The 23,443-nt window shown below is 70.4% G+C and carries 22 protein-coding genes and 1 tRNA gene; 18 read left to right on the top strand and 5 right to left on the bottom strand.

Going from position 1 to position 23,443, the window contains the following annotated elements; translation table 11 throughout:
- Positions 1-28 precede the first annotated feature (28 nt).
- Entirely contained in the window at positions 29-3,499 is a 3,471-nt protein-coding gene (locus ACFFJC_RS17880; protein WP_379488749.1) for an indolepyruvate ferredoxin oxidoreductase family protein, read from the top strand.
- On the opposite strand, the gene ACFFJC_RS17875 is transcribed toward ACFFJC_RS17880, so the two are convergent.
- A complete protein-coding gene (locus ACFFJC_RS17875) occupies positions 3,412-3,936 on the bottom strand; it encodes a GbsR/MarR family transcriptional regulator (protein ID WP_379488748.1) in 525 nt (174 codons plus the stop codon). The two genes, ACFFJC_RS17880 and ACFFJC_RS17875, sit on opposite strands and share 88 nt — an antisense overlap.
- A gap of 71 nt (positions 3,937-4,007) precedes the next feature.
- Between ACFFJC_RS17875 and ACFFJC_RS17870 the strand changes: the two genes are divergently transcribed.
- Genes ACFFJC_RS17870 through ACFFJC_RS17855 form a run of 4 tightly spaced genes read left to right on the top strand, consistent with a single transcriptional unit; the run spans position 4,008 to position 7,366 of the window.
- The gene (locus tag ACFFJC_RS17870) at positions 4,008-4,817 is read left to right on the top strand and encodes an SDR family NAD(P)-dependent oxidoreductase (protein ID WP_379488747.1); all 810 of its coding nucleotides are present in this window, start codon (positions 4,008-4,010) and stop codon (positions 4,815-4,817) included.
- 4 nt (positions 4,818-4,821) lie between these two features.
- On the top strand, positions 4,822-5,331 hold the full coding sequence (locus ACFFJC_RS17865; RefSeq protein ID WP_379488746.1) for a nuclear transport factor 2 family protein: 510 nt from the start codon (positions 4,822-4,824) through the stop codon (positions 5,329-5,331).
- Positions 5,332-5,333: 2 nt separating this feature from the next.
- The gene (locus ACFFJC_RS17860) at positions 5,334-6,335 is read left to right on the top strand and encodes an LLM class flavin-dependent oxidoreductase (protein WP_379488745.1); all 1,002 of its coding nucleotides are present in this window, start codon (positions 5,334-5,336) and stop codon (positions 6,333-6,335) included.
- Complete coding sequence (locus ACFFJC_RS17855; RefSeq protein WP_379488744.1) at positions 6,272-7,366, top strand: zinc-binding dehydrogenase; 1,095 nt, start codon at positions 6,272-6,274, stop codon at positions 7,364-7,366. The genes ACFFJC_RS17860 and ACFFJC_RS17855 overlap by 64 nt, the downstream gene beginning before the upstream one ends.
- A gap of 29 nt (positions 7,367-7,395) precedes the next feature.
- Here ACFFJC_RS17855 and ACFFJC_RS17850 read toward each other — a convergent pair whose 3' ends face one another.
- Complete coding sequence (locus ACFFJC_RS17850; RefSeq protein ID WP_379488743.1) at positions 7,396-8,268, bottom strand: LysR family transcriptional regulator; 873 nt, start codon at positions 8,266-8,268, stop codon at positions 7,396-7,398.
- 120 nt (positions 8,269-8,388) lie between these two features.
- Here ACFFJC_RS17850 and ACFFJC_RS17845 point away from each other — a divergent pair, with 120 nt between their 5' ends.
- The 4 genes from ACFFJC_RS17845 to ACFFJC_RS17830 are packed head-to-tail and all read left to right on the top strand — an operon-like array spanning position 8,389 to position 12,762.
- Positions 8,389-9,990 carry a carboxyl transferase domain-containing protein gene (locus tag ACFFJC_RS17845; protein ID WP_379488742.1) on the top strand — a complete coding sequence of 534 codons (1,602 nt, stop codon included), beginning with the start codon at positions 8,389-8,391 and terminating at the stop codon, positions 9,988-9,990.
- On the top strand, positions 9,990-10,475 hold the full coding sequence (locus ACFFJC_RS17840) for an endonuclease domain-containing protein (protein WP_379488741.1): 486 nt from the start codon (positions 9,990-9,992) through the stop codon (positions 10,473-10,475). Before ACFFJC_RS17845 ends, ACFFJC_RS17840 begins: the two co-directional genes overlap by 1 nt.
- Entirely contained in the window at positions 10,472-12,313 is a 1,842-nt protein-coding gene (locus tag ACFFJC_RS17835) for an acetyl/propionyl/methylcrotonyl-CoA carboxylase subunit alpha (RefSeq protein WP_379488740.1), read from the top strand. Before ACFFJC_RS17840 ends, ACFFJC_RS17835 begins: the two co-directional genes overlap by 4 nt.
- Positions 12,313-12,762 carry a MaoC family dehydratase gene (locus ACFFJC_RS17830; protein WP_379488739.1) on the top strand — a complete coding sequence of 150 codons (450 nt, stop codon included), beginning with the start codon at positions 12,313-12,315 and terminating at the stop codon, positions 12,760-12,762. Before ACFFJC_RS17835 ends, ACFFJC_RS17830 begins: the two co-directional genes overlap by 1 nt.
- A gap of 12 nt (positions 12,763-12,774) precedes the next feature.
- On the opposite strand, the gene ACFFJC_RS17825 is transcribed toward ACFFJC_RS17830, so the two are convergent.
- Complete coding sequence (locus tag ACFFJC_RS17825) at positions 12,775-13,560, bottom strand: IclR family transcriptional regulator (protein ID WP_379488738.1); 786 nt, start codon at positions 13,558-13,560, stop codon at positions 12,775-12,777.
- A 113-nt stretch (positions 13,561-13,673) separates the two neighbouring features.
- On the opposite strand from ACFFJC_RS17825, the gene ACFFJC_RS17820 reads away from it, so the two are divergent.
- Genes ACFFJC_RS17820 through ACFFJC_RS17805 form a run of 4 tightly spaced genes read left to right on the top strand, consistent with a single transcriptional unit; the run spans position 13,674 to position 18,669 of the window.
- Positions 13,674-15,260 (top strand): acetate--CoA ligase, encoded by a 1,587-nt coding sequence (locus ACFFJC_RS17820; RefSeq protein ID WP_379488737.1) that lies wholly within the window; start codon positions 13,674-13,676, stop codon positions 15,258-15,260.
- Between the two features lie 29 nt (positions 15,261-15,289).
- The gene (locus ACFFJC_RS17815; protein ID WP_379488736.1) at positions 15,290-16,432 is read left to right on the top strand and encodes an FAS1-like dehydratase domain-containing protein; all 1,143 of its coding nucleotides are present in this window, start codon (positions 15,290-15,292) and stop codon (positions 16,430-16,432) included.
- A gap of 55 nt (positions 16,433-16,487) precedes the next feature.
- Entirely contained in the window at positions 16,488-17,690 is a 1,203-nt protein-coding gene (locus tag ACFFJC_RS17810; protein WP_379488735.1) for a CaiB/BaiF CoA transferase family protein, read from the top strand.
- Between the two features lie 58 nt (positions 17,691-17,748).
- Entirely contained in the window at positions 17,749-18,669 is a 921-nt protein-coding gene (locus ACFFJC_RS17805) for an SDR family NAD(P)-dependent oxidoreductase (RefSeq protein WP_379488734.1), read from the top strand.
- A 345-nt stretch (positions 18,670-19,014) separates the two neighbouring features.
- Here ACFFJC_RS17805 and ACFFJC_RS17800 read toward each other — a convergent pair.
- A tRNA-Gly gene (locus tag ACFFJC_RS17800) sits at positions 19,015-19,088 on the bottom strand.
- Between the two features lie 64 nt (positions 19,089-19,152).
- Positions 19,153-19,965 (bottom strand): enoyl-CoA hydratase-related protein, encoded by an 813-nt coding sequence (locus tag ACFFJC_RS17795; protein ID WP_379488733.1) that lies wholly within the window; start codon positions 19,963-19,965, stop codon positions 19,153-19,155.
- A gap of 74 nt (positions 19,966-20,039) precedes the next feature.
- Here ACFFJC_RS17795 and ACFFJC_RS17790 point away from each other — a divergent pair, with 74 nt between their 5' ends.
- The 5 genes from ACFFJC_RS17790 (at position 20,040) to ACFFJC_RS17770 (ending at position 23,440) form a co-directional block, all read left to right on the top strand.
- Positions 20,040-20,456, top strand: coding sequence for a secondary thiamine-phosphate synthase enzyme YjbQ (locus ACFFJC_RS17790; RefSeq protein ID WP_379488732.1), 417 nt, complete (start codon positions 20,040-20,042; stop codon positions 20,454-20,456).
- Between the two features lie 16 nt (positions 20,457-20,472).
- On the top strand, positions 20,473-21,081 hold the full coding sequence (locus ACFFJC_RS17785; protein ID WP_379488731.1) for a carboxymuconolactone decarboxylase family protein: 609 nt from the start codon (positions 20,473-20,475) through the stop codon (positions 21,079-21,081).
- Positions 21,078-21,926, top strand: coding sequence for a cytochrome b/b6 domain-containing protein (locus tag ACFFJC_RS17780; protein ID WP_379488730.1), 849 nt, complete (start codon positions 21,078-21,080; stop codon positions 21,924-21,926). The genes ACFFJC_RS17785 and ACFFJC_RS17780 overlap by 4 nt, the downstream gene beginning before the upstream one ends.
- The gene (locus ACFFJC_RS17775) at positions 21,923-22,684 is read left to right on the top strand and encodes a molybdopterin-dependent oxidoreductase (RefSeq protein WP_379488729.1); all 762 of its coding nucleotides are present in this window, start codon (positions 21,923-21,925) and stop codon (positions 22,682-22,684) included. Before ACFFJC_RS17780 ends, ACFFJC_RS17775 begins: the two co-directional genes overlap by 4 nt.
- Positions 22,685-22,765: 81 nt before the next feature.
- Positions 22,766-23,440, top strand: a complete 675-nt coding sequence (locus ACFFJC_RS17770; protein ID WP_379488728.1) for a CDP-alcohol phosphatidyltransferase family protein — start codon at positions 22,766-22,768, stop codon at positions 23,438-23,440.
- Positions 23,441-23,443 lie beyond the last annotated feature (3 nt).

Genomic DNA, 23,443 nt, shown 5'->3' with positions numbered 1-23,443 from the left:
GCCATCAACCATGACCCCGGGGACCCGAGTGACCAAGTCGGTCGTCACGCTCGATGACAAGTACGTGCAAGGCGAAGGGCAGGTCATGCTCTCGGCGCTGCAGGGGGTGGTGCGCCTGCTGCTCGACCAGGCGCGGCGGGACAAGGCCGCGGGGCTGAACACCGCCGGATACGTCACCGGCTACCGCGGCTCGCCGATCACCACGCTCGACGCCCAGCTCTGGGCCAGCGAGAAGTTGCTGACCGCGCACGACATCCGCTTCGAGCCGGGCCTCAACGAGGAGCTCGCCGCCACTTCGGTGCGCGGCACCCAGCAGCTCGGCTGGTACGGCCGCCCCCGCGTCGATGGCGTCTTCGCGCTGTGGTACGCCAAGGGCGTCGGCGTCGAGCGCGCGGGCGAGGCGATCAAGGCGGCGAACTTCGAGGGCACCCACGCCAAGGGCGGAGCCCTGCTGCTCTGCGGCGACGACCATGCCGCCAAGTCCTCGCTCACCGCGCACCAGAGCGAGCACGTGCTGGTCACCGCGATGGCGCCGGTGCTCTATCCCGCGACCACCGACGAGATCCTGACGATGGGCCAGCTCGGCTGGGCGCTCTCGCGCGCGAGCGGGCTCTACGTCGGGCTGAAGGCGGTGACCGACACGCTCGACCTCACCACCACCGTCACGCTGCCGGGGCACACCTTCCCCATCCTTATGCCCGAGGTCACCGGCTCGCCCCACCTGCGCCTGGCGATGTCGGCGCTGGAGCAGGAAGCGGCGGTGATCGAGCAGCGCCTGCCGATCGTCCCGCGCTTCGCCGCGCTCAACGCGCTCGACCGGGTGAGCCACGAGGCGCCTTCGCGCCGTCTGACCGTGGTGAGCGCGGGCAAGGCCTGGCTCGACGTGTGCCAGGCGCTCGCCGACCTCGGCCTCGCCAACGAACGCCGCCGCGCGCTGGGGCTCAGGGTGGTGAAGCTGGGCCTCGTCTGGCCGATGGACGCCGCCTTCGCGCGCGCCGCCTGCGGCGGCAGCGCCGAAGTGCTGGTGGTGGAGGAGAAGCGCGCCTTCATCGAGGAGCAGCTCGCCCGCGTGTTCTACGGCCGCGCCGACGCGCCCGTGCTCACCGGCAAGACCCTGCCGGACGGCACGCCGCTCCTGCGCGAGACCGGCGTGCTCGATCCCGCCACCGTCCGCCGCGCTCTGGTCGCTCGGCTGGAGGCGCTCGGCATGCTGGACGAGGAGACCCGCGCCCGGGACGCGGCCCTGCGCGCGATCGAGGATGGCGCGCTGCGGCTCCAGGGCACGGCGATCCGGCCCGCCTACTTCTGCTCGGGCTGCCCGCACAACACCTCCACGCTGGTGCCCGGAGGCAGCGCGGCGATGGGGGCGACGGGGTGCCACGGCCTGGCGCACTACATGCCCGAGCGCAACACGATGCAGACGGTGTCGATGGGGCAGGAGGGCATGCCCTGGGTCGGCGCGCAGAGCTACGTCGACACGCCGCACATGTTCCAGAACCTGGGCGACGGCACCTACACGCACTCCGGCCTGCTGACGATCCGCGCGGCGGTGGCTGCCAAGAGCCGGGTGACGTTCAAGATCCTCTACAACGATGCCGTCGCGATGACCGGGGGCCAGCCGGCCGAAGGCGCGCTGACGCCCGAGCAGATCGTGCGCGAACTCGTCACCGAAGGCGTCGCGCCGGTGGTGCTGGTGAGCGAGGATCCGGCGCGGTTCAAGGCTGCGGACCTGCCGCCCGGCACGCGGGTCCTGCACCGCGACCACCTCGATGCGGTGCAGCGCGAGCTGCGGGAGACGACCGGCACCTCCGCCATCGTCTACGAGCAGACCTGCGCCAACGAGAAGCGCCGCCGCCGCAAGAAGGGCGGCTATCCCGACCCCGACAAGCGGCTGTGGATCAACCCGGCGGTGTGCGAAGCCTGCGGCGACTGCTCGGTGCAGTCCAACTGCCTCTCGGTGGTGCCGATCGAGACCGATCTCGGCCGCAAGCGCGCCATCGACCAGTCGACCTGCAACAAGGACTATTCCTGCATCAAGGGCTTCTGCCCCAGCTTCGTCGAGGTGTCCGGCGCCGCGCTGGCGAAGCGCGGCATGGACGATGCGGCGCTGGCGGCGAAAGTCGCGCTGCTGCCGGTCCCGCCGGTACTGGATGCGGAGAGCTGCGCGCTGGCGGTCGCCGGCATCGGCGGCACCGGCGTGCTTACGGTCGGCGCGATCCTCGCCATGGCCGCGCACCTGGAAGGCAAGGCCGCCAAGGTGCTGGACCAGACCGGCATGGCGCAGAAGGGCGGCGCCGTCACCAGCCACATCCGCATCGGCGCCGACGTCGACGCGATACCCTCGGCGCGGCTGGGGGCGGGGCAGGCGGACGTGCTGATCGCCTGCGACCTTGTCGTCGCCTCGGGCCCGGAGGTGCTGGCGCTGGCCCGCCCCGACACCTGCGTGCTGGCGAACGAGGACGTCGTTCCCACCGGCGAGTTCCAGCGCAACCGCAACCTCGACCTCGCCGCCAGCCGGTTCCTTTCCGCCATCGGCCGGCGCGTCGATCCCGCGAACATCGCCTCGCTGCGCGCTGGCGCCCTGGCGAGCCGCTTGCTGGGCGACACGATCTTCACCAACCTGATGATGGTGGGCTTCGCCGCGCAGAAGGGGCTGCTGCCGGTCGCGCTCGCCTCGATCGAGGAGGCGGTGCGGCTGAACGGCGTCGCGGTGCGCGCGAACCTCGCCGCGCTGGCGCTCGGCAGGCTGGCGGCCGCGGGGGCGGACGATCTCTTCGCCCTTGCCGACACCGGCGCCGGGCCGGCCCCCGCGCTGCAGGGCTACACCGCGCTCGTCGAGCACCGTTCCCGGCTGCTGGCCGACTACCAGGACGCGGGCTATGCTGCGCAGTATCGCAGCTTTCTGGACGCGGTGGAGGCGAAGCTGGACGCGCGCGGGATCGCCGGCCGTGACGCGTTCATGACGCAGGTCGCGCGCGGGCTGGCCAAGCTCATGGCCTACAAGGACGAGTACGAGGTTGCCCGCCTCTATTCCGCGCCGGCGTTCCGGGCGGGCCTCGCGGATACCTTCGCGGGCAAGCCGAAGCTCAAGCTCCACCTCGCCCCGCCGCTGCTCGCCTTCCGCAAGGACGCGCGCACCGGCCGGCCGCGCAAGATCGCGTTCGGCGGCTGGATCTTCCCGGTCTTTTCGGTGCTGGCGAAACTCAAGGGCCTGCGCGGCACCGCCTTCGACCCCTTCGGCCACACGGCCGAGCGGCGCATGGAGCGCGCGCTGGTGGGCGAGTACCGCGCGCTGATCGAGGCTGTCGCCGCCCGGGTCACCCCGGCGACGCTCGATCTGGCGGCGGAGCTGGCCGCATCGGCCGAGCTCGCGACCGGGTACGGGCCGGTCAAGGAAGCGGGGGTGACCGCCTACCGGGCGCGGGTGGCGGAGCTGCTCGCCCGCATCGACTCCGGCTCCGCCCCGGTCGCCGCCGCGCGGGTCGCCGAGCCCGCCTGATCGGCGATCACGCCCTCGATCGCCCCGCGCATGGCGGTGTAGAAGGCGGAGATCCGGTCCAGGCGATCGGCCACCAGGCCGGGGATGTCCCGCTCGCGCTGGCCGGCGAACAGCCGCACCTGGCGCTCCAGCAGCTCCGCCTTGGCCGCGAAGGGCCCGCTGAAGTCGTCCGGCACCGAGTAGTAGATGCGCCGACTGCCCGGCTCGCCCTGCCTGCGGGCGTTGCCGCAGTGCTCCAGGGTACGCGCGGCGACGCTGGCATTGCTCTTGCTCATGCCCAGCGCGGCGGCGATCTCGTCCAGCGTGGCGGGTTGCGCGCGCAGCAGGAGGTAGGCGTAGATGCGCCCCACCGGCCGCGGCCAGCCCCACGGGGCCATCAACATCGCCATGGCGTCGAGGAAAGCCTCGTCCTGCTCGGAAAGCTTGATATTCGGCATATTCTGGATTTAATGAATTTGCTTGCGGGATGCCAGTGCAAATGGCGCCGCCGGTCGGGAGAGCCAGGACCATGGACGAGCAGGAGTTCCAGCGCCGCTACGGCCCCTGGGCCCTCGTGGCGGGCGCCTCGGAAGGGACCGGCGCGTCCTTCGCGCGCCAGCTCGCCGCCCAGGGGCTGAACCTGCTGCTGGTCGCCCGGCGCGAGGCGCCCCTGACGGCGCTGGCGCAGGACCTTCACGCCGCGCACGGGATCGCCTGCACGACCGCCACGATCGACCTGGCGCAGGACGATGCTGCGCAGCAATTGCTCACCCTGGCGCAAGGCCGGGAGGTGGGCCTGCTGATCCTCAACGCCGGCGCCGACCCTAACGGGGCGCTGTTCCTCGACGGGGCGCTGGCGGACTGGGACACGCTCGCCGCGCGCAACGTGATGACCACCATGCGCGCGCTGCACCTGTTCGGCGCGGCGATGAAGGCGCGCGGGCGCGGCGGCATGATGGTGGTCGGCTCGGGCGCCTGCTACGGCGGCCTGCCGGGCATCGGCGTCTATGCCGCGAGCAAGGCCTTCGACCTCGTGCTGTGCGAGGCGCTGTGGGCCGAGCTGGCGCCGTACGGCGTCGATGTCCTCAGCTACGTCATCGGCCGCACCGACACGCCCGCGCACCGCGACCTGATGGCGGCGCGGGGCATGCCGCTGCCGGAGGGGCTGGCGGATCCCGACGACGTGGCGCGCCTGGGTCTGGAGCGGCTGCCCTTCGGTCCCGTGTGCAACTGGGGCGAGGCCGACGACGAGGCGGCGATGTCCGCCACCTCGGCCGCGCAGCGCCGCGCCCGCGTGCAGCAGTTTGCCGCCCTTTCCGCCGCCTATGCCAAGGGATGACCCGATGACGGACGCGCCGAACGATGTCCTCGCCCAGCTGGCCGACAAGCAGGCCATCACCGAGCAGATCCACCGCTACTGCCGCAGTGTCGACCGGCTCGACGTGCCGCTCGGCCACGCGGTGTTCCACGAGGATGCGACCGCCGACTATGGCCCCACCGGCTACCGCGGCACCGGGCGCGGCGCCATCGACTGGATCTGCGAAGCGCACCGCGGCCTCCTGGCCCATTCGCACCAGGTCACCAACGTCAACATCGTGCTCGACGCAGACCGCGCCGGGAGCGAGGCCTACGTCACCGCCACCCTGCGCATGGAGCGCGCGGGCGCGCTGATGCACATGGAGATCTGGGCGCGCTACTGCGACCGCTGGTCCCGCCGCGAGGGTGCCTGGCGGATCGACCATCGCGACACCGTGATCGACTACGATTCCATCCGCGAGGTCACGCCCATGCACCGCCACCAGTGGGCCCGGCGCGATCGCGAGGACCCGTCCTACAAAGCCCTGGGAGCCTAACCGTGAAGGACTTCAAGATTTCCGTCTCGTTCGACATGCGCTCGCCCGAATGGGCGACGCCGACGCCCGAGCTCTACCGCGCCGCGATCGAGATGGCGGCCTTCGTCGACCGGATCGGCGCCGACCAGATCGGCCTCATGCAGCACCACGGCTCGGACGACGGCTACCTGCCCCAGCCGTTCGCGCTGGCGGGCGGCATGGCAGCGGTCACCAGCCGCATCCGCTTCCTGCTGGGCGCGGTGATCCTGCCGCTGCACGATCCGCTGGAATTGGCCGAGCAGATCGCGGTGGTCGACAACATGTCGAACGGCCGCCTCGGCGTGATCTTCGGCGCGGGCTACGTGCCGCTGGAATTCGCGATGTTCCGCAAGTCGCTCAAGGACCGGGCGAAGCTCATGGACGAAGGGCTCGACATCATCCTGCGCGCGCTGCGGGGCGAGCGGTTCGAGGCCGATGGCCGGCCGATCTTCGTCCGCCCGCTGCCGGTGCAGGAGCCCGAGGACATCGTGCTCGTCGGCGGCGGGGTGCCGGCCTCGGCCAAGCGGGCGGCGAAGTTCGGCGTCGGCTTCGGGCCGATGAAGGGGGACCTCGTCGACATCTACCTGGCCGAATGCGAGCGCCTCGGCCATCGTCCCCGCACCCACTTCCGCCCGCGCCCGGGCATGCCGCTGGCGGTCCACCTTTGCGAGGATCCGAACCAGGGCTGGGAGGCCATCGCCCCCCACGCCGTCCACGTCATCACCGAATACGCCAAGTGGGCCGAGCAGGAGGGAGATGGCTCCAATTCGCCGTTCAAGGGGCTGACCGACCCGGCGGTGCTGCGCCACGCCGGCATGTTCGCGGCCTGGACGCCGCAGATGCTGCTCGACAAGGTGCAGGCGTTGGAGGGCGGCAACATCGGGTTCCAGCCCCTGCTGGGCGGCCTTTCGCCCGAGGAGGGATGGAAGAGCCTCCGCCTGCTGGAAGCGACGATGCCGGCACTGCGCGCGGCGATCGCGGGGTGAAGGCCGCCTGCATCGAGAACGGGCAGGTCCTCGTGCGCGAGCTGCCCGATCCGGAGCCGGGCCCGGGCCAGGCGCTGGTGCGGACGCATTCCTGCGGGCTCTGCGCGTCGGACGCGCATTTCCTTTCGGGCGGGCAGAACATCATCGACCTCTCGCGCCGGATGGGCGGGCCCTATGCCGCGCTCGACTATGCCCGCGCCTTCGTTCCCGGGCACGAGTTCGTCGGCGAGGTGCTGGACTACGGCCGGGGCAGCCGCCGGACGGTCGCGCCCGGCCGCCGCGTCACCTCGGTGCCGATCATGCGGCAGGGCGGGAGCCACGCCGTGGTCGGCTTCAGCCACGCCTGCCCGGGCGGCTGCGGCGAGTTGATGCTGCTCGACGAGGACTTCCTGCTCGAGATCCCCGACGGGCTGCCCGACGATCACGCCGCGATGATCGAGCCGCTCGCGGTCGGGCTCGAGCACGCGCGGCGCGGGCGGCCGGGAAGCGGCGACGTGGCGCTGGTGCTCGGCTGCGGCGCGATCGGGCTCGGCGTCGTGGCGGGGCTGGCGCTGGCAGGGGTGGCGCCGATCATTGCCGCCGACTTCCACGCGGAGCGGCGCGAACTGGCGCTGCGCCTGGGCGCCCACCTCGCCATCGACCCGCGCGACACCGACCCCTACGGCCCGCATGCGCAGCTTGGCGGCCGGCGCGTCAACCTGGTCTACGAGAACGTCGGCGTGCCCGGCATGCTGCAGCGGATCGTCGAGGGCATTCCCTTCGACGGCCGGATCGTCGTCGGCGGCTACTGCATGGAGCCCGAGCCGCTCTACGTCTTCGCGGCCCAGAACAAGCGGCTCAACATCCAGTTCGCCGGCGGCGAGGAGCCGCAGGACATGGACCTGGCGCTGCGCAGCATCGCCGAGGGCCGGATCGACGTTGCGCCCTGGCTGGGCGGGCGGATCGGCCTGGGCGGCGTGGCCGGCGCCATCGCCGGGCTCTCGGGACCGGAGGCGCCGGTCCGCACGGTGGTCGATCCCCGCCTCGCGTGAGGGCGCGGCCGCGTGCTTGGGCCGCGCGCTCAGGCCGCCCGGTAGTGCGCGCGCACCAGGCCGGCGAAGGGACTGGCGCGGCCCTGCGCCAGCTGCGGCTCGCCGGCATGGAGCAGCCCCACCTCGCGCACCAGTTCGAAGTCGCGCACCGGCACGAAGCGCTCGGGACCGGCGGCGAAGCATTCGGGCATCATGCCGATGCCCGCGCCGCTGCGGATCACCGCCAGGACCCGCTCGTCGCTCGTGGTCTTGAGCACGAAGCGTGGGCGCACGCCGCGGTCCACGAAGAAGCGGTTGATCTCGGGCAGCGCCTCGCAGTGGCGGCGCAGCGCCATGCGATCGCGTGCGAGCTGCTCGGCGTGGACCTCGCTCTCGCTGGCGAGCGGATGATCGGGAGGCAGCACCATCATGTAGCGCTCGCGCGCGAGGATTTCGGGCGCGAAGCGCGCATGGTGCGGGCGCACCACGGTGAGCGCCATGTCGATCCGCCCGCGCTCCAGCCGTTCGGCGATGTCGCGCTCGCTGCCGTCGAGGATCTCAAGCGCCTCGCCCGAGCCGAGCGCGCGGTGGCGCTCCAGCCAGACTTCGACCAGCCGCGTGGGGATGGTGTTGAGCACGCCCACCCGCAGCAGCGTGGGGTCGGTCACCTCGCCCAGCTCGACCAGCGCGTGCTCGTACTCCGCCGCGATCCGCCGCGCACGCACCAGGAAGCGGCTGCCCGCGGGCGTCAGCGCCACCCCCTGCCGGTCGCGGTCGAACAGCCGCGCCCCCAGCTCGCGCTCCAGCTTGGCGATGCCGGCGGAGAGCGTGGGCTGCGTGACGCTTACCCGCTTGGCGGCGCGGCTGAAGTTGCCGGTCTCGGCCACGGCGAGGAAGTAGCGCAGGAGATACTGGTCGATCATAGATGCCGTCTATGGCGAAGTGCGGAAACTTTCAATTTCCGCTGTCGTTCGGGGTTGTCTACATAGACACCGCAAATCGAGGCCGGCCACAAGCGCTGCCCGACAGACGAAGGAAGAGGGATGAGCGCGCCGGTCCTGCAGAGCAACGTCAACCTCGACAGCCCGGAGGCAAAGGCGCGCGATGCCCACAACCGCGCGCTCGCCGCAGAGCTGCGCGAGCGGGTGGCCAAGGCGGCTCTCGGCGGCGACGCGCGGTCGCGCGAGCGGCACCTCGCGCGCGGCAAGCTGCTCCCCCGCGACCGCGTGGAGCGGTTGCTCGACGCGGGCTCGCCGTTCCTCGAGATCGGCCAGCTCGCCGCCAACGGCCTCTATGGCGACGAGGTCCCCGGCGCGGGCCTGATCGCGGGCATCGGCCGCGTCGCCGGCCGCCAGTGCATGGTCTTCGCCAACGATGCGACGGTCAAGGGCGGGACCTACTTCCCGATGACCGTGAAGAAGCACATCCGCGCGCAGGAGATCGCCGAGGCCAACCGCCTGCCTTGCGTCTACCTCGTCGACAGCGGCGGCGCCAACCTGCCCAACCAGGCCGAGGTCTTCCCGGACCGGGACCACTTCGGCCGGTTCTTCTACAACCAGGCCCAGATGAGCGCCAAGGGCATCCCCCAGATCGCCAGCGTCATGGGCAGCTGCACCGCCGGCGGCGCCTACGTGCCGGCGATGAGCGACGAAAGCGTCATCGTGAAGGAGCAGGGCACGATCTTCCTCGCCGGACCTCCGCTGGTGCAGGCCGCCACCGGAGAGGTCATCAGCGCCGAGGACCTGGGCGGCGGCGACCTGCACAGCCGCAAGTCCGGCGTCACCGACCACCTCGCCGAGGACGACGAGCACGCTCTGACGATCGTGCGCGACATCGTCAGCCACCTCGGCCCGGCGCACCGGCACGACCTGACGCTGCGCGAGCCCCGGCCGCCGAGATACGCCGCGGAGGAGCTCTACGCCATCGTCCCGGAGGACGTGCGCGCCCCCTACGACGTCCACGAGGTGATCGCGCGCATCGTCGATGGCAGCGAGTTCCACGAGTTCAAGGCGCTCTACGGCACCACGCTCGTCTGCGGCTTCGCGCATATCCACGGGATGCCGGTGGCGATCCTCGCCAACAACGGGGTGCTGTTCTCGGAAAGCGCGCAGAAGGGCGCGCACTTCATCGAACTGGCGTGCCAGCGCCGCATTCCGCTGCTGTTCCTGCAGAACATCTCCGGCTTCATGGTCGGCGGCAAGTACGAGGCGGAGGGCATCGCCAAGCACGGCGCCAAGCTGGTCACCGCGGTCGCCACCGCGCAAGTGCCCAAGCTGACGGTGCTGATCGGCGGCTCGTTCGGCGCCGGCAACTACGGCATGTGCGGGCGCGCCTACGACCCGCGCTTCCTGTTCACCTGGCCCAACGCGCGGATCTCGGTGATGGGCGGCGAGCAGGCGGCCTCGGTGCTGGCGACGGTCCACCGCGACGCCGCCAAGTGGTCCCCCGAGGAGGCCGAGGCGTTCAAGGCGCCGATCCGCCAGAAGTACGAGGACGAGGGCAACCCCTACTACGCCACCGCGCGGCTGTGGGACGACGGCGTGATCGACCCGGTCCAGACGCGCGACGTGCTCGGCCTGGCGCTCCAGGCCTGCCTCGAAGCGCCGATCGCGGAGGCGCCCCGCTTCGGGGTGTTCCGGATGTGATGGGGGTGACACCAGGTTCTCCCCGGAACGGGGAGGGGGACCGTCCGGAAGACGGTGGAGGGGGCCCACCTCTCCTCCAACAACCGATCAAGCAGGTCAAACACGCCCGCGCCCTGCGGAAGAAGCTGAGCCTTCCCGAAGGCCTGCTCTGGCGCGAGTTGCAGACGCGTCCAGGTGGCTACCGCTTTCGCAAACAGTTTCCGCAGGCGCCCTACACGATTGACTTCGCCTGTCTCTCCGCCCGGCTCGCGATCGAGGTCGATGGCGAGGCACACAACCGCGGCGACCGGCCGGCGAAGGACATCGTCCGCGACACAATCATGGCCGAGCGCGGCTTTCGCACACTGCGCCTGCCCGCCTACGAGGTGCTCAAGAACATGGACTCGTGTATCACTGCCATTGTCGAGGCCTGTCGAGAGGCGGGGCCCCCTCCACCATCGCTTCGCGACGGTCCCCCTCCCCGTTCCGGGGAGGAACTCGCATGATCACATCGCTCCTCATTGCCAACCGCGGCGAGATCGCCTGCCGGGTGATCCGTACCGCGCGCCGGCTCGGCATCCGCACCATCGCGGTCTACTCCGACGCCGACGCCGATGCCCTCCACGTGCGCGAGGCGGACGAGGCGGTCCACATCGGCCCGAGCCCCACGCGCGAGAGCTACCTCGTGGGCGAGAAGATCCTCGCCGCGGCGCGGGCGACGGGGGCCGAGGCAATCCACCCGGGCTACGGCTTCCTGTCCGAGAACGCCGCGTTCGCGCAGGCGGTGATGGATGCCGGGATCGTCTGGGTCGGCCCGAATCCCTCGTCGATCACCGCGATGGGGCTGAAGGACGCGGCCAAGGCGCTCATGGCCGAAGCCGGGGTGCCGGTGACGCCGGGCTACATGGGCGCGGACCAGGACCCCGCCTTGCTGGCCGCCGAGGCCGCGAAGGTCGGCTACCCGGTGCTCATCAAGGCGGTCGCAGGCGGCGGCGGCAAGGGCATGCGGCTGGTGGAGAGCCCCGGGGCCTTCGCCGACGCGCTCGCCTCGTGCAAGCGCGAGGCGGCCGGCTCGTTCGGCAACGACCACGTGCTGATCGAGAAGTACATCGCCTCGCCCCGCCACATCGAAGTGCAGGTGTTCGGCGACAAGCACGGCAACGTCGTCCACCTGTTCGAGCGCGACTGCTCGCTCCAGCGCCGCCACCAGAAGGTGATCGAGGAAGCCCCCGCGCCGGGCATGGACGCTGCCACGCGCGAGGCGCTCTGCGCCGCGGCGGTGCGCGCCGCCCAGGCGGTGGACTACGTCGGCGCGGGCACGATCGAGTTCATCGCCGACGGCTCGGGCGCGCTCAGTGCCGAGCGGATCTGGTTCATGGAGATGAACACCCGCCTGCAGGTCGAGCACCCGGTCACCGAGGAGATCACCGGCGTCGACCTCGTCGAGTGGCAGTTGCGGGTGGCCAGCGGCGAACCGCTGCCGCTGTCGCAGGACGACCTGACGATCGACGGCTGGGCGATGGAAGCGCGCCTCTATGCCGAGGATCCGGCCAAGGGCTTCCTCCCCAGCATCGGGCGGCTGGAACTGCTGCAGTTCGGCGAGGCAGAGGGCGGGCGGATCGACACCGGCGTCTACCAGGGGGCCGAAGTCTCGCCGTTCTACGACCCGATGATCGCCAAGGTCATCGCCTGGGGCGAGGATCGCGACGAGGCGCGCGAACGGCTCGGCGCGATGCTGGAGGACAGCGCCGTCTGGCCGGTGCGCACCAATGCCTCGTTCCTGGTCAAGGCGCTGGAGCACCCGGACTTCGCGGCGGGCCGGGTCGATACCGGCCTGATCGGCCGCGACGGCGAGACGATGGCGGAGCCGCCGGTTCCCTCCAGTGAAGCGCTGGAGGCGGCGGCGCAGGCCCTCGCCCCGGCGACGCTGGCATCGGGCCTGCGGCTGAACGCCGCCCCGGCGCGCAAGGCGTGGTTCCTGCTGGACGGCGAGACGGTGGAGATCGCGCTGACCGGCGAGGGGAGCGCGGAGCCGGCCCCCGGCGTCCTCGTCACCGAGCAGGGACAGGCCTGGCTTCTCGAGACGTGGCGCCGCGACGGGGCGCACGGCGCGGCGGGCGGCTCGGGCGCGATCCTGGCGCCGATGCCCGGCAAGGTGATCGCGGTCGAGGTAACCGCCGGGCAGGCGGTGACCAAGGGCCAGAAGCTGCTCACGCTCGAAGCGATGAAGATGGAGCACACGCTGACCGCGCCGTTCGACGGCGTGGTGGCGGAACTGAATGCCACCGCCGGCCAGCAGGTCCAGGTCGAGGCCCTGCTGGCGAAGATCGAGGAGACTGCCTGATGCCCGGACGCTTCTTCGACGAATGGCAGGTGGGCGATCGCATCACCCACCAGCCGAGCCGCACCGTGACCGAGACCGACAACCTGCTGTTCTCGGCCATGACGCACAACATGCAGCCGCTGCACCTCGACGCCGAAGCCGCGAAGGCGAGCGAGTTCGGCCAGATCCTCGTCAATTCCACCTTCACCTTCAGTCTCGCGGTGGGCCTCTCGATCGCGGACACGACAGTCGGCACGCTGGTCGCCAACCTCGGCTTCGACAAGGTGGTGACGCCCAAGCCCACCTTCATCGGCGATACGCTGACCTGCGCGACTGAGGTCGTGGAGATGCGCGAGAGCAAGTCGCGCCCGGGGCAGGGCATCGTGGTGTTCAAGCACGAGCTGACGAACGAGCGGGGCGAGGTCGCGCTGTCGATGCTGCGCACGGTGCTGCTGAAGACGAAGGGCTGAGGAGCCCTTCCTTCATCCCGCCAGCTGATCGCCCAGCGATCGCGCCGCGCTTTTCAGCGCGTCCTGGATGCGCGGCAGTTCGCTGCGCATGGCCGCGCCGATGCCGATCGCGACGAGCGCATGGCTCGGCGCGCGCGCGGCAATGCGCCCGCCCTTCCAGACCGGCGCGGCGATCACGGTGACCCCCGCGATGTAGTGCCCGGCGTCCAGCGCGATCCCGGTCGCGCGCGCCTCCGCGACTTGCGCCAGCCACTCCTCCCAGCTCGGGGCTTCGTCCCAGCGCAGGGCGTCGAACCGGGGCCTGAGGTCGTGTTCGGAGTAGTTGCCGAAGGCGGCGATGCAGCGCCCCGTTGCCGAAACCAGCGCCGGGAAGCGGCTGCCCACCTGCGTCGAGAGCTGGAAGTTCTGCCCCGACTGCGACATCGCGGTGACGATGATGCGCTGCAGCCCGAAGAGCTGGACCCCCAGCGTGGTGATCCCGAACTCGCGCGCCAGGCGGTCGAGCGCGGGCTGCGCCAGGTCGTTGAACTGGTCCCGGCGCAGCCAGGCCCGGGCCAGCGTGAGCACGCCGGCATCGAGGCTGTAGCGCTTGGTGTCCGGGTCGAAAGCCACCAGTTCCTCGGCCACGAGCGCGCGCAGCACGTAGAGGCAGGTGCTGGGAACGAGGCCGAGTTCGCGGGCGATCGCCTGCACCCCCATCGGTGCCGTGCTGCGGCCGAGCAGCCGCAGCACGGCCGCGGCGCGGGCGATGGCCGGGGCCTTGCTGGCCTTCACAGGATCGTCGGGGCTGCTTGTCATTCAATATGGAGAATAGCGTTCAATATTTACAAAAGCAACGCGTCCGTGGCAGACTGTGCTGAACACAAGGACAAGAGCTTGCCGATGCGATTCGGCGGGCGAGGATGAGGTTGATGGCGAAGGTGATCGCGGGGCTTACCGACTACACGCGCTATGCCGATGCGCAGGCGCATGCCTCTTCCGCGGCGCTGTGGGAGTTGTTCGACGGCGACCGTGACTACTTCAACATCGCGCACGAATGCGTGACCCGCCACGCCGATGGCTCAGGCCGCGCGGCGGTCCGCATCGCCCATGCCGACGGCAGCGACGAAGTGCTGAGCTTCGACACCATCGCCGCGGGGGCGGCGCAGTTCGCCCACTGGCTCGATGCCGAGGGGGTGCAGCCGGGCGAGCGTATCGCCTTCATGCTCGAACCCTCGCTGCCCTTCTACGTCTGCCTGTTCGGCGCGATGCAGACCGGCGCCATCTCGGTGCCGCTGTTCACGCTGTTCGGTCCCGATGCGCTGCGCCTGCGGGTGGGCGACTGCGAGCCTTCGATCCTCGTCACCAATGCCGAGAAGGCGGAGCTCGCGCGGTCGGTGGCGGTGGACGGCAAGCCGCGCGTGATCGTCGCGGACGAGGCGTTCCTGGCCTCGCTCTCGGGGCTTCCCACCAGCTACACGCCGAAGACCCGCGCCAACGACATGGCCGTGTTCCAGTACACCAGCGGCACCACGCGCGAGCTGCCGGAGGCGGTGAAGCACTCGCATCGTACCCTGGTGACGCTGATGTTCGCCGCGCTCTACGGGACCGGCATCCGTCCGGGCGACGAGTTCTTCTGTCCTTCCAGCCCGGCGTGGGGGCACGGCCTGTGGCACGGCACCCTCGCGCCGCTGGCGATGGGGGTGACGACGGGGACCTTCGCGGGCCGCTTCGACCCGGTGCGGCTGATGAAGGCGCTGGACGACTTCGGCATCACCAACATGTCGGCGGCGGCCACGCACTACCGCATGATGAAGAACAGCGGGAGGGCGGCGGACTTCACGTTCCACTTCGACAAGCTCTCCTTCACCGGAGAGCCGATCGACCCGGCGACGCTGGAATGGATCGACACCTGGTTCAAGGTGCCCGCCTGCTCGATGTACGGCACCACCGAGATCGGCGTGGTGCTGGTGAACTATCCGGGCGCCGACGACTTCACGGTGAAGCCGGGCTCGCTCGGCAAGGCGGTGCCAGGGCAGAAGCTGGAGGTCCATCGCGCGGACGGCACCGTCTGCGATCCGGGCGAGATCGGCGAGCTGATGTTGTGGCGAGGCGGCGGCTGGATGACCACCAAGGACCGCGCCAGGACCGACGAGGACGGCTACTTCTATCACTGCGGCCGCGCCGACGACGTCATCATCTCGGCAGGGTGGACGATGTCCGCGGTCGAGATCGAGAACACCATGCTGCGCCACGACGCCGTGCTGGAGTGCGGCGTGATCGGCGTGTCGGACGAAAAGCGCGGGCAGGTGGTGAAGGCCTTCGTGGTCACCAACCGCGAAGGCTCGGAAGCGCTGGTCCGCGAGCTTCAGGAGTTCACCCGCGAGCGGCTCGCCCAGCACGAATTCCCCCGCATCGTCGAGTTCGTCGACGAACTGCCCAAGAACCCCGCCGGCAAGGTCCACCGCAAGATGCTGCGCGACCGCGAGGCGGCGAAGGCGGCGGAAGCCGTCGCCTGAACACGATTCCAAGGATTGAGGAGTACGAAATGGCCACCACAGCAGAACCGAAGAACAAGTTCCCCAAGATCACCGAGGAAGGCCTCGACGACCTGCGCAAGCGCATCGGCGTCAAGATCGAGAACACGGTCGAGCCCTGGAACTACGAGGCGACCCGCGACGCGATCCGCCACTACGCGCACGGCATCGGCGACGACAACCCGCTCTGGTGCGATCCCGAGTACGCGGCCGGCACCAAGTACGGCACGATCGTGGCGCTGCCTTCGTTCCTGTTCACCACCAGCCGCATCGTCTCGGGCTACTGCGGTGGCCTGTCGGGCGTCCACGCAATGTGGGCGGGCGCCGACTGGACCTGGCACAAGCCGGTCCTGCGCAACGACACCATCACCTCGGTGCCCTACCTGAAGGACCTGGTCGAGCACCAGACCAAGTTCGCGGGCCGCTCGTTCCAGCAGATCTACCACGTCGACTTCTACAACCAGCACGGCGACCACGTCGCCGGCGCGGACAGCTGGGTGTTCCGCACCGACCGTGACGAGGCGCGCGAGCGCGGCACCAAGTACACCGAGGCGCGCGGCCGCGTGGAGCCCTTCACCCAGGAGCAGCTCGACGAGTTCTACGACATCTACGACCGCGAGGAGATCCGCGGCGCCACCCCGCGCTACTTCGAGGACGTGAACGTCGGCGACAAGCTGCCGCCGATGATGAAGGGCCCGATGACGGTCACCGGCTTCATCTGCTACGCGCAAGGGTGGGGCGGCCTCTACATCCGCGCCAACAAGCTCGCCTACAAGATGCAGAAGGCGCACCCGGGCCTGGGTATCCGCAACCGCTTCAACGTGCCGGACTGCCCCGAGCGCGTCCACTGGGACGAGGCCTTCGCGCTCGAGGTCGGCGCCCCGGGCGCCTACGACTACGGCCCGGAGCGCTGCTCGTGGCTGACGCACCACATGACGAACTGGATCGGCGACGACGGCTTCCTGCACAAGTCGAACTGCCAGATCCGCCGCCACAACCCGGACGGCGACGCGATGATCCTCACCGGCGAGGTGACCCGCAAGTTCGAGGAGAACGGCAAGAAGTACGTCGAGGTCGCGCAGAAGGCGACGACCCACCGCGGCGAGCTTTCGGCCTTCGGTACCTCGGTCGCCGAACTGCCGAGCCGGGCCTGAGGAAAGGAACGGGGCGGGAGGCCAGGCCTCTCGCCCCGGCACGAGGAAGGCACGCATGACATCGACCTGGGCCGGACCGCTCGCCGGCGTGCGCGTGATCGACTTCACGCGCGTGCTCGCCGGCCCCGCCGCCAGCCTGGCGCTGGCCGACATGGGCGCGGAGGTCTTCAAGATCGAGCCGCCCGGCACGGGCGACGAGACCCGCACCTTCCCGCCCACCCGCGACGGCGAGAGCCACTATTACCTCGCGGTCAACCGGGGCAAGAAGTCGATCGTGGTCGACCTGAAGAGCCCCGAGGGGCTCGCTTTGGTCAAGGACCTGGTCGCGCGCTGCGACGTCCTGGTGGAGAACTACCGCCCTGGGGTGATGGAGCGGCTGGGCCTCGGCTGGGAGGACCTGCACGCGATCAACCCGCGGCTGATCTACTGCTCGATCTCCGGCTACGGCCAGACCGGGCCGCTCAAGGACCGGCCGAGCTTCGACATCGTGCTCCAGGCGATGTCCGGCGCGCTTTCGATGAACGGCGAGTGCGACGGGCTGCCGATGAAGCTGGGCATTCCCCTCGGCGACCTGGTCGGCGGCATAAACGGACCGATCGGCATCCTCTCCGCCCTCTACGAGCGCGAGCGCACGGGGGTTGGGCGGCACATCGACGTCAGCCTGATGGACGGGCTGATGGGCATGCTCGGCTACATCGCGCAGCTCGCCTTCTTCACCGGAGCGGACCCGCAGCGGGTCGGCTCGCAGCACCCCAACCTGGTGCCCTACGGCATCTTCCCGGCGCGCGACGGCTCGATCGTGGTGGCGTGCCTGACGCCCGGCTTCTGGGATCGCATCTGCCGCTCGATCGGTCGCGGCGAGCTGTGCCATGATCCGCGCTTCGACACGCTGGAGAAGCGGCGCGACGCGCGCGAGGCGGTGAACGCGATCGTCTCCGCCTTTACCGAGGCGCACACGGTGGACGAGCTGGTCGCGATCTTCACCGCGCATGAAGTTCCGCACGCGCCCATCCTGGGCGTGACCGAGGCGCTGTCGCAGCCGCAGGCGGTGGCGCGCGGCATGGTGGTGGAGACGCAGCACGCGACGCTCGGGGCGATTCCCATCGTCAACCGGCCGATCCGCTTCACCGATGCCGAGCAGCCCATCCCGGACGCGCCGCCCGTCCTGGGCCAGCACACCGATGCCGTGCTCGCCGACGTGCTCGATCTATCGCCCGAGCGGATCGCGCAGCTGCGCGCCGCCGGCGTCGTTGCCTGAGCGCGCCCGGGCGGTAAGGTCCGGCCGACAAGGACAAGCACCGCGAGAGGATCCTGCCATGCCCGAACTGCGTTTCGACGACCGCGTGGCGGTGATTACCGGGGGCGGGCGGGGGCTGGGCCGGGCCCATGCGCTGCTGCTGGCGAGCCGGGGCTGCCGCATCGTCGTCAACGATCCCGGCGTCTCGATGGCGGGCGACACCACCGACGAAGGACCAGCCGAGGCGCTGGCGGCCGAGATCCGCGCGCTGGGCGGCGAGGCGGTCGCCAGCACCGACAGCGTGGCGACGCCGGAAGGCGGCAAGGCGATCATCGGCGCCGCGCTCGACACCTGGGGGCGCATCGACATCCTCATCCACTCGGCCGGCAACGTGCGGCGGGGCTCGCTCTCGACGCTGGCCTACGAGGATTTCTCGGCCGTGCTCGACGTCCACCTGCGCGGCGCCTACCACGTCGTGCGCGAGGCGTTCCCGCACATGATGGCGCGCCAGTTCGGCCGCATCGTGCTGACCAGCTCGATCAACGGCCTCTACGGCAAGGCGGACAACGTCACCTACTCGCTGTGCAAGGCCGGGTTCATGGGCCTGTCCAACACCGCCGCGATCGAGGGACAGCACGCCAACGTGAAGTCCAACCTGATCGTCCCGGCGGCGGTGACCCGCATGTCGGAAGGGATCGACACCAGCAAGTTCCCGCCGATGGAGCCCGAGCAGGTCGCGCCGATGGTCGCCTACTTGTGCCACGCGGACTGCGCGGCGACCGGGGAAATGTACGTCGCGATGGGCGGCCGCCTCGGCCGTGCCTGGATCGCGGAGAACGCCGGGCTGTACCGGGCGGACTGGACGCTCGAGGACGTGGCCGCGCAGATCGATGCGATCCGCAGCGGGGGGGAGACGCTCGCCTTCCCGCCGGTGCCCGACGGCCAGCTCGAGCACCTGCTCCACGGCTTCGGCATGATCCGCGCCGGCTCACCGGCCTGAGCCGCCGGCTCACCGGGCAGACCGCGAGTCCCGGCGCGAAGACGCGTTCATGAATCCGAGATGAAGACAGGGAACCTCCGGGCGGCAGGACGGTTCAAATATACGAGAGGTTGCTGAAGCGACGCTGAGAGACACGGGTCCGCACATGATTGACGCGAAGAAGTTCAGTATCGAAGTTCCCAGGTTCGACCTTCCGCTCATCCTTGCCTTCAATGCGGTGCTCTGGGCGCTGATCATCGCATTGGCGCTGACGATCTTCTGAGCGGCGCCGGCAGGCTCCGCCTGTTCGCGCCGCAAGTCAGTGCATCGCGCGGTCCGCGACTTTCGTTCTTTGCGATGGAGGGCTGGAGCGGGTGAGGGGAATCGAACCCCCGTATTCAGCTTGGGAAGCTGCTGCTCTACCATTGAGCTACACCCGCATCGGGACGCGGCGAATGCCATGCAGGCAGGCGCGCGTCAATCGCCTTTGCTGGCCCCGGGCGGCTAGTCCGCTTTCCGCGGCGGGTCGGCCCAGACCGGCGCGCGCTTCTCAAACAGGGCCTTGCCGCCTTCGCGCGCATCCGCGCCGGTGAGCATCGCGCGCACTTCCGGCAGGTCGAACATCTCCCGGTTAGACGCTTCCATCCCGCGGTCGTAATAAGACTGCATGATCGCCTTGGTCGCGATGATCGAGGCCGGCGAGCAGGCGGTGATCGCATCCGCCCAGCGGCGCGCGCAGGCGAGCAGGTCGGCATCGGGCACCACTTCGGCGACGAGGCCACAGGCCTGCGCCTCGGCCGCGGTGATCCGGCGGGCGGTGAGCAGGAGCGCGTGGGCGCGCTTGGGGCCGAGTTCCTGGACGAGGCGCTGGATCCCGCCGCCGAGCGCCGCCAGCCCCACCTTGGGCTCGGTCAGGCCGAAGCTCGCGCTGTCGGCCGCGACGATCACGTCGCAGGCGAGCGCGGCTTCGAAGCCTCCGCCCAGCGCCAGGCCGTTCACCGCGGCGATCACCGGCTTGCGGCGGGCGAACCGCCAGGTGAGCCCGGCGAAGCCCGTCGACGGCACCGGCATGCCCCGATGCGCACGCGGATCGTCCTTGTCGAAGGGCGTGCGCAAGTCGGCACCGGCGGAGAAAGCCTTGTCTCCTGCCCCGGTCAGGATCGCGACCCAGAGCGAGGGATCGGCCTCGAACCGGTCGAACACGTCGCCAAGCTCGAAGTGGGCGTCGCCGTGCAGCGCGTTGCGCAGCTCGGGGCGGTCGATCGTGACGGTCATGACGTGCCCGTCTACCGCGACCTGGCAGAACCGTGTGTCCATTGGCGGCAAATTCCTCTCCTCGTGTCCGCGCCGCGGTTGAAAGCGGCGGCGCTTGTCGTCAGGATCGTGGCGCAATGAGACAGGCATCGGCCATCCTTTCCTTCGATACCCCGGGCCGCGGCTTCACCGATATCACGCGCGCGATGGCGGAGTGGCAGCGCGGGACCGGAATCGCCGAGGGGCTGCTGACGCTGCTTTGCCGGCACACCTCCGCCTCGCTGCTGATCCAGGAGAATGCCGCGCGCGAGGTGCGCACCGACCTCGCCGCCTGGCTCGACCGCATCGCGCCCGAAGGCCCGCACTATGCGCATGACGACGAAGGCGCGGACGACATGCCGGCGCACCTCAGGGCGACGCTCACCGGCGTGAACCTGCAGGTGCCGGTCCTCGCCGGCCGCATGGCGCTGGGAACCTGGCAGGCGATCTACCTTGCCGAGCACCGCCGGATGCCGCACCGTCGCGAGATCGCCGTCCACCTGATCGGCGCATGACGGGAGGAGGGGGCGCATGGACACATTCGACATAGCCGCGCGCGAGGCGCACGTGGTGGGCGAGGGCCCGCGGATCGCGGCGCTGCCCGAAGAGGAGATCGACGAGGCCTCGCGCCGGCTGATCCTGGAGGTCCGCGCGGGAGCCGGCGCGCCGCCGATGGTGGAAGTGCCCGAATACATGCGCACGGTGGTGAAGCATCCCGAGATCTTCCGCTGCCAGATGGAGATGGGCGCAGTGCTGTTTCGCGGGCGCATCGCCCCGCGCGAGCGCGAGCTGGCGGTGCTGCGGGTGGCCTGGCTGTGCCGCGCGCCCTACGAGTGGGGCCAGCACGTCGCCATCGCCCGGCGCGCAGGGCTGGCTGCCGATGAGATCGCGCGCGTGCGTGCCGGCTCCGCCGCTCCGGGCTGGAGCGTACTCGACGCGGCGATCCTGCGCGGAGTGGAGGAACTGATCGAGGATCGCGCGCTCTCCGACGCGACCTGGGACGCCCTGGCCCAGTGCTGGGACGAAGCGCAGCTGATCGAGTTTCCCATGATGGTCGGCCAGTATGTCGCCACCGCCTATCTCCAGAACAGCCTGCGCATCCCGCTCGAGCCGGGAAACCGGGGGCTGGCGCAGGCGTGAGCCCGGGGGCGGGCCCTACGGCCCCGGCCGGCGGCGACCTGGTGCGGCGGCACCGGCTCTCGACACGGCTGTGGCATGCGGTCAACGCGGTGGCGCTGCTGGTCCTGCTGATGAGCGGGCTGATGATCTTCAACGCCCATCCGCGCCTCTACTGGGGTGAGTACGGCGCCAACTTCGACCACGCCTGGCTGCGCGTCGGCTCGGCGCGGACCGGCGGCGTGGAGCAGGGCTACCTCGAGATCGCGGGGCATCGCTGGGACACCACCGGCACGCTCGGCCTGTGGACGGACGATGCCGGGCACGTGCAGCGGCGCGCGGTGCCCGGGTGGGCGACGATCCCCTCGCGCTACAGCCTGGCGATGGGACGCACCTGGCATCTCGCCTTCGCCTGGGTGCTCGCGCTCGGGCTGCTCGCCTATCTGCTCCGCTCGCTGGTGAACGGGCACTTGCGGCGCGACATCCACATCGCGCCGGCCGAGTGGCGGCCCGCCCGCGTCTGGCGCGACATTCGCGATCATGCGCGGCTGCGCTTCCCCGCCGGCGCGGCGGCGCTGCGCTACTCGGTGCTCCAGAAGATGGCCTATGCGGCGGTGCTGTTCGTCTTCCTTCCCGCGATGATCCTGACCGGCCTAGCGATGTCGCCAGGGACCGACGCCTGGCTGCCACTGGCGAGCGAGATCTTCGGCGGGCGGCAGTCGGCGCGCTCGGTCCACTTCCTGTGCGCCGCGGCGCTTCTGCTGTTCGTGCTTGTCCACGTCCTGATGGTCATCCTGTCCGGCCCGGCGAACGCGCTGCGCGGGATCGTCACCGGCCGGTTCCGCCTGCCGCGGAAGCGGGCACGATGAGGCTCCTTGCCACCCGCCGCCGGCTGATCGGGCTGGGCGCGGCCGGGACCGGGAGCCTGCTGCTGCCCGGCTGCGACCGCCTGAGCGAGAGTCCCTCGGTGGTCGGCGCGCTGGAAGGCGCGGAGGACCTCAACCGCTGGACCCAGCGTGCGTTCGGCCGCAAGGCGCTCGCGCGTGAGTACCGGGAGGCCGACATGTCGCCCGTCTTCCGCGCCAACGGCAGCCGCACGGTCGATGATCCCGCCTACCGCCGGCACGCGGCGGAGGGCTTCGCGAACTGGTCGCTGCGGCTCGACGGGCTGGTCGAGCGGCCGCTCCAGGTGCCGCTCCACGGCTTGCGGGCGATGCCGCAGCGACCGCAGATCACCCGGCACGACTGCGTGGAGGGCTGGAGCGCCATCGGCCGCTGGCAGGGCCCGCGCCTCTCGCTCCTGCTCGACCTCGCGCGCCTGCGGCCGGAGGCGCGCTACATCGTGTTCCACTGCGCCGACCGCTACCGCGGCCGGTCGTATTACGAGTCGATCGACCTCGTCGACGCCTTCCATCCGCAGACCATCCTCGCCTGGGCGCTGAACGGCGCCCCCCTCGACGCGGCGCACGGCGCACCGCTGCGTCTCAGGGTGGAGCGGCAGCTGGGCTACAAGCACGCCAAGTTCGTGTCGCGGATCGAGGCCGTGGCCTCGCTGGAGGGCATCCACGGCGGGCGGGGCGGTTACTGGGAGGATACCGAGCGCTACGCCTGGTACGCCGGGATCTGAGATCCCCCGCCGCGCGACGGAACGGCACGGGCTTTCGCCGGTTTGCCTTGCCAAGTAATCAACATGTCACAATAAAGCGCAATGCACGAGAATCGGATTAATCCCCCCGCCCGAATCCAGCGCAACGTCCTGGCCATCGGTGAGCGGCGGCTGCTGAACTGGCTCTGCGCCCACATGCCCGCCTGGGTGAAGCCCGACCAGCTGACCGCGCTGGGCATGGTGGGAGCCGCGCTCATCTTCGCCGGATACGCCACCAGCCTGCTCGACGAGGACTGGCTGTGGCTCTGCATCCCCGGGTACCTCCTGCACTGGTTCGGCGATTCGATGGACGGCAGCCTGGCGCGCTACCGGCACATCGAGCGCCCGCGCTACGGGTATTTCCTCGACCACAGCTGCGACGGCATCGCCACCTTCCTGATCCTGCTCGGCATCGGCCTGAGCCCCTATGTCCGGCTCGAAGTGGCCCTCATCGCGATGATCGGCTACCTCCTGCTCTGCATGCACGCCTTCCTGGCCGTGCGCGTGCTGGGCGAGATGCGGCTCTCGTACCTCAACGCCGGGCCCACCGAGCTGCGGCTGGTCCTCATCACGCTGACCTTCGCGATGCTGGTGCTGGGCGACAAGCAGCGCGACATGGAGGCGATGACCGGATTCGACTGGTTCGTCGGCGGCGTCGGCCTGGTGCTGATCGCGCTGTTCCTGGTGCAGACCGCCCGCTCGGTGCGCAAGCTGGCGCGGATCGAACCGGGCTTCTGAGAG

Origin of the sequence: Novosphingobium soli, assembly GCF_042432915.1 — a bacterium.
In the GTDB taxonomy this organism is placed as follows: Bacteria; Pseudomonadota; Alphaproteobacteria; order Sphingomonadales; family Sphingomonadaceae; genus Novosphingobium; species Novosphingobium soli.
This window is presented reverse-complemented; position numbering and strand designations above follow the sequence as displayed.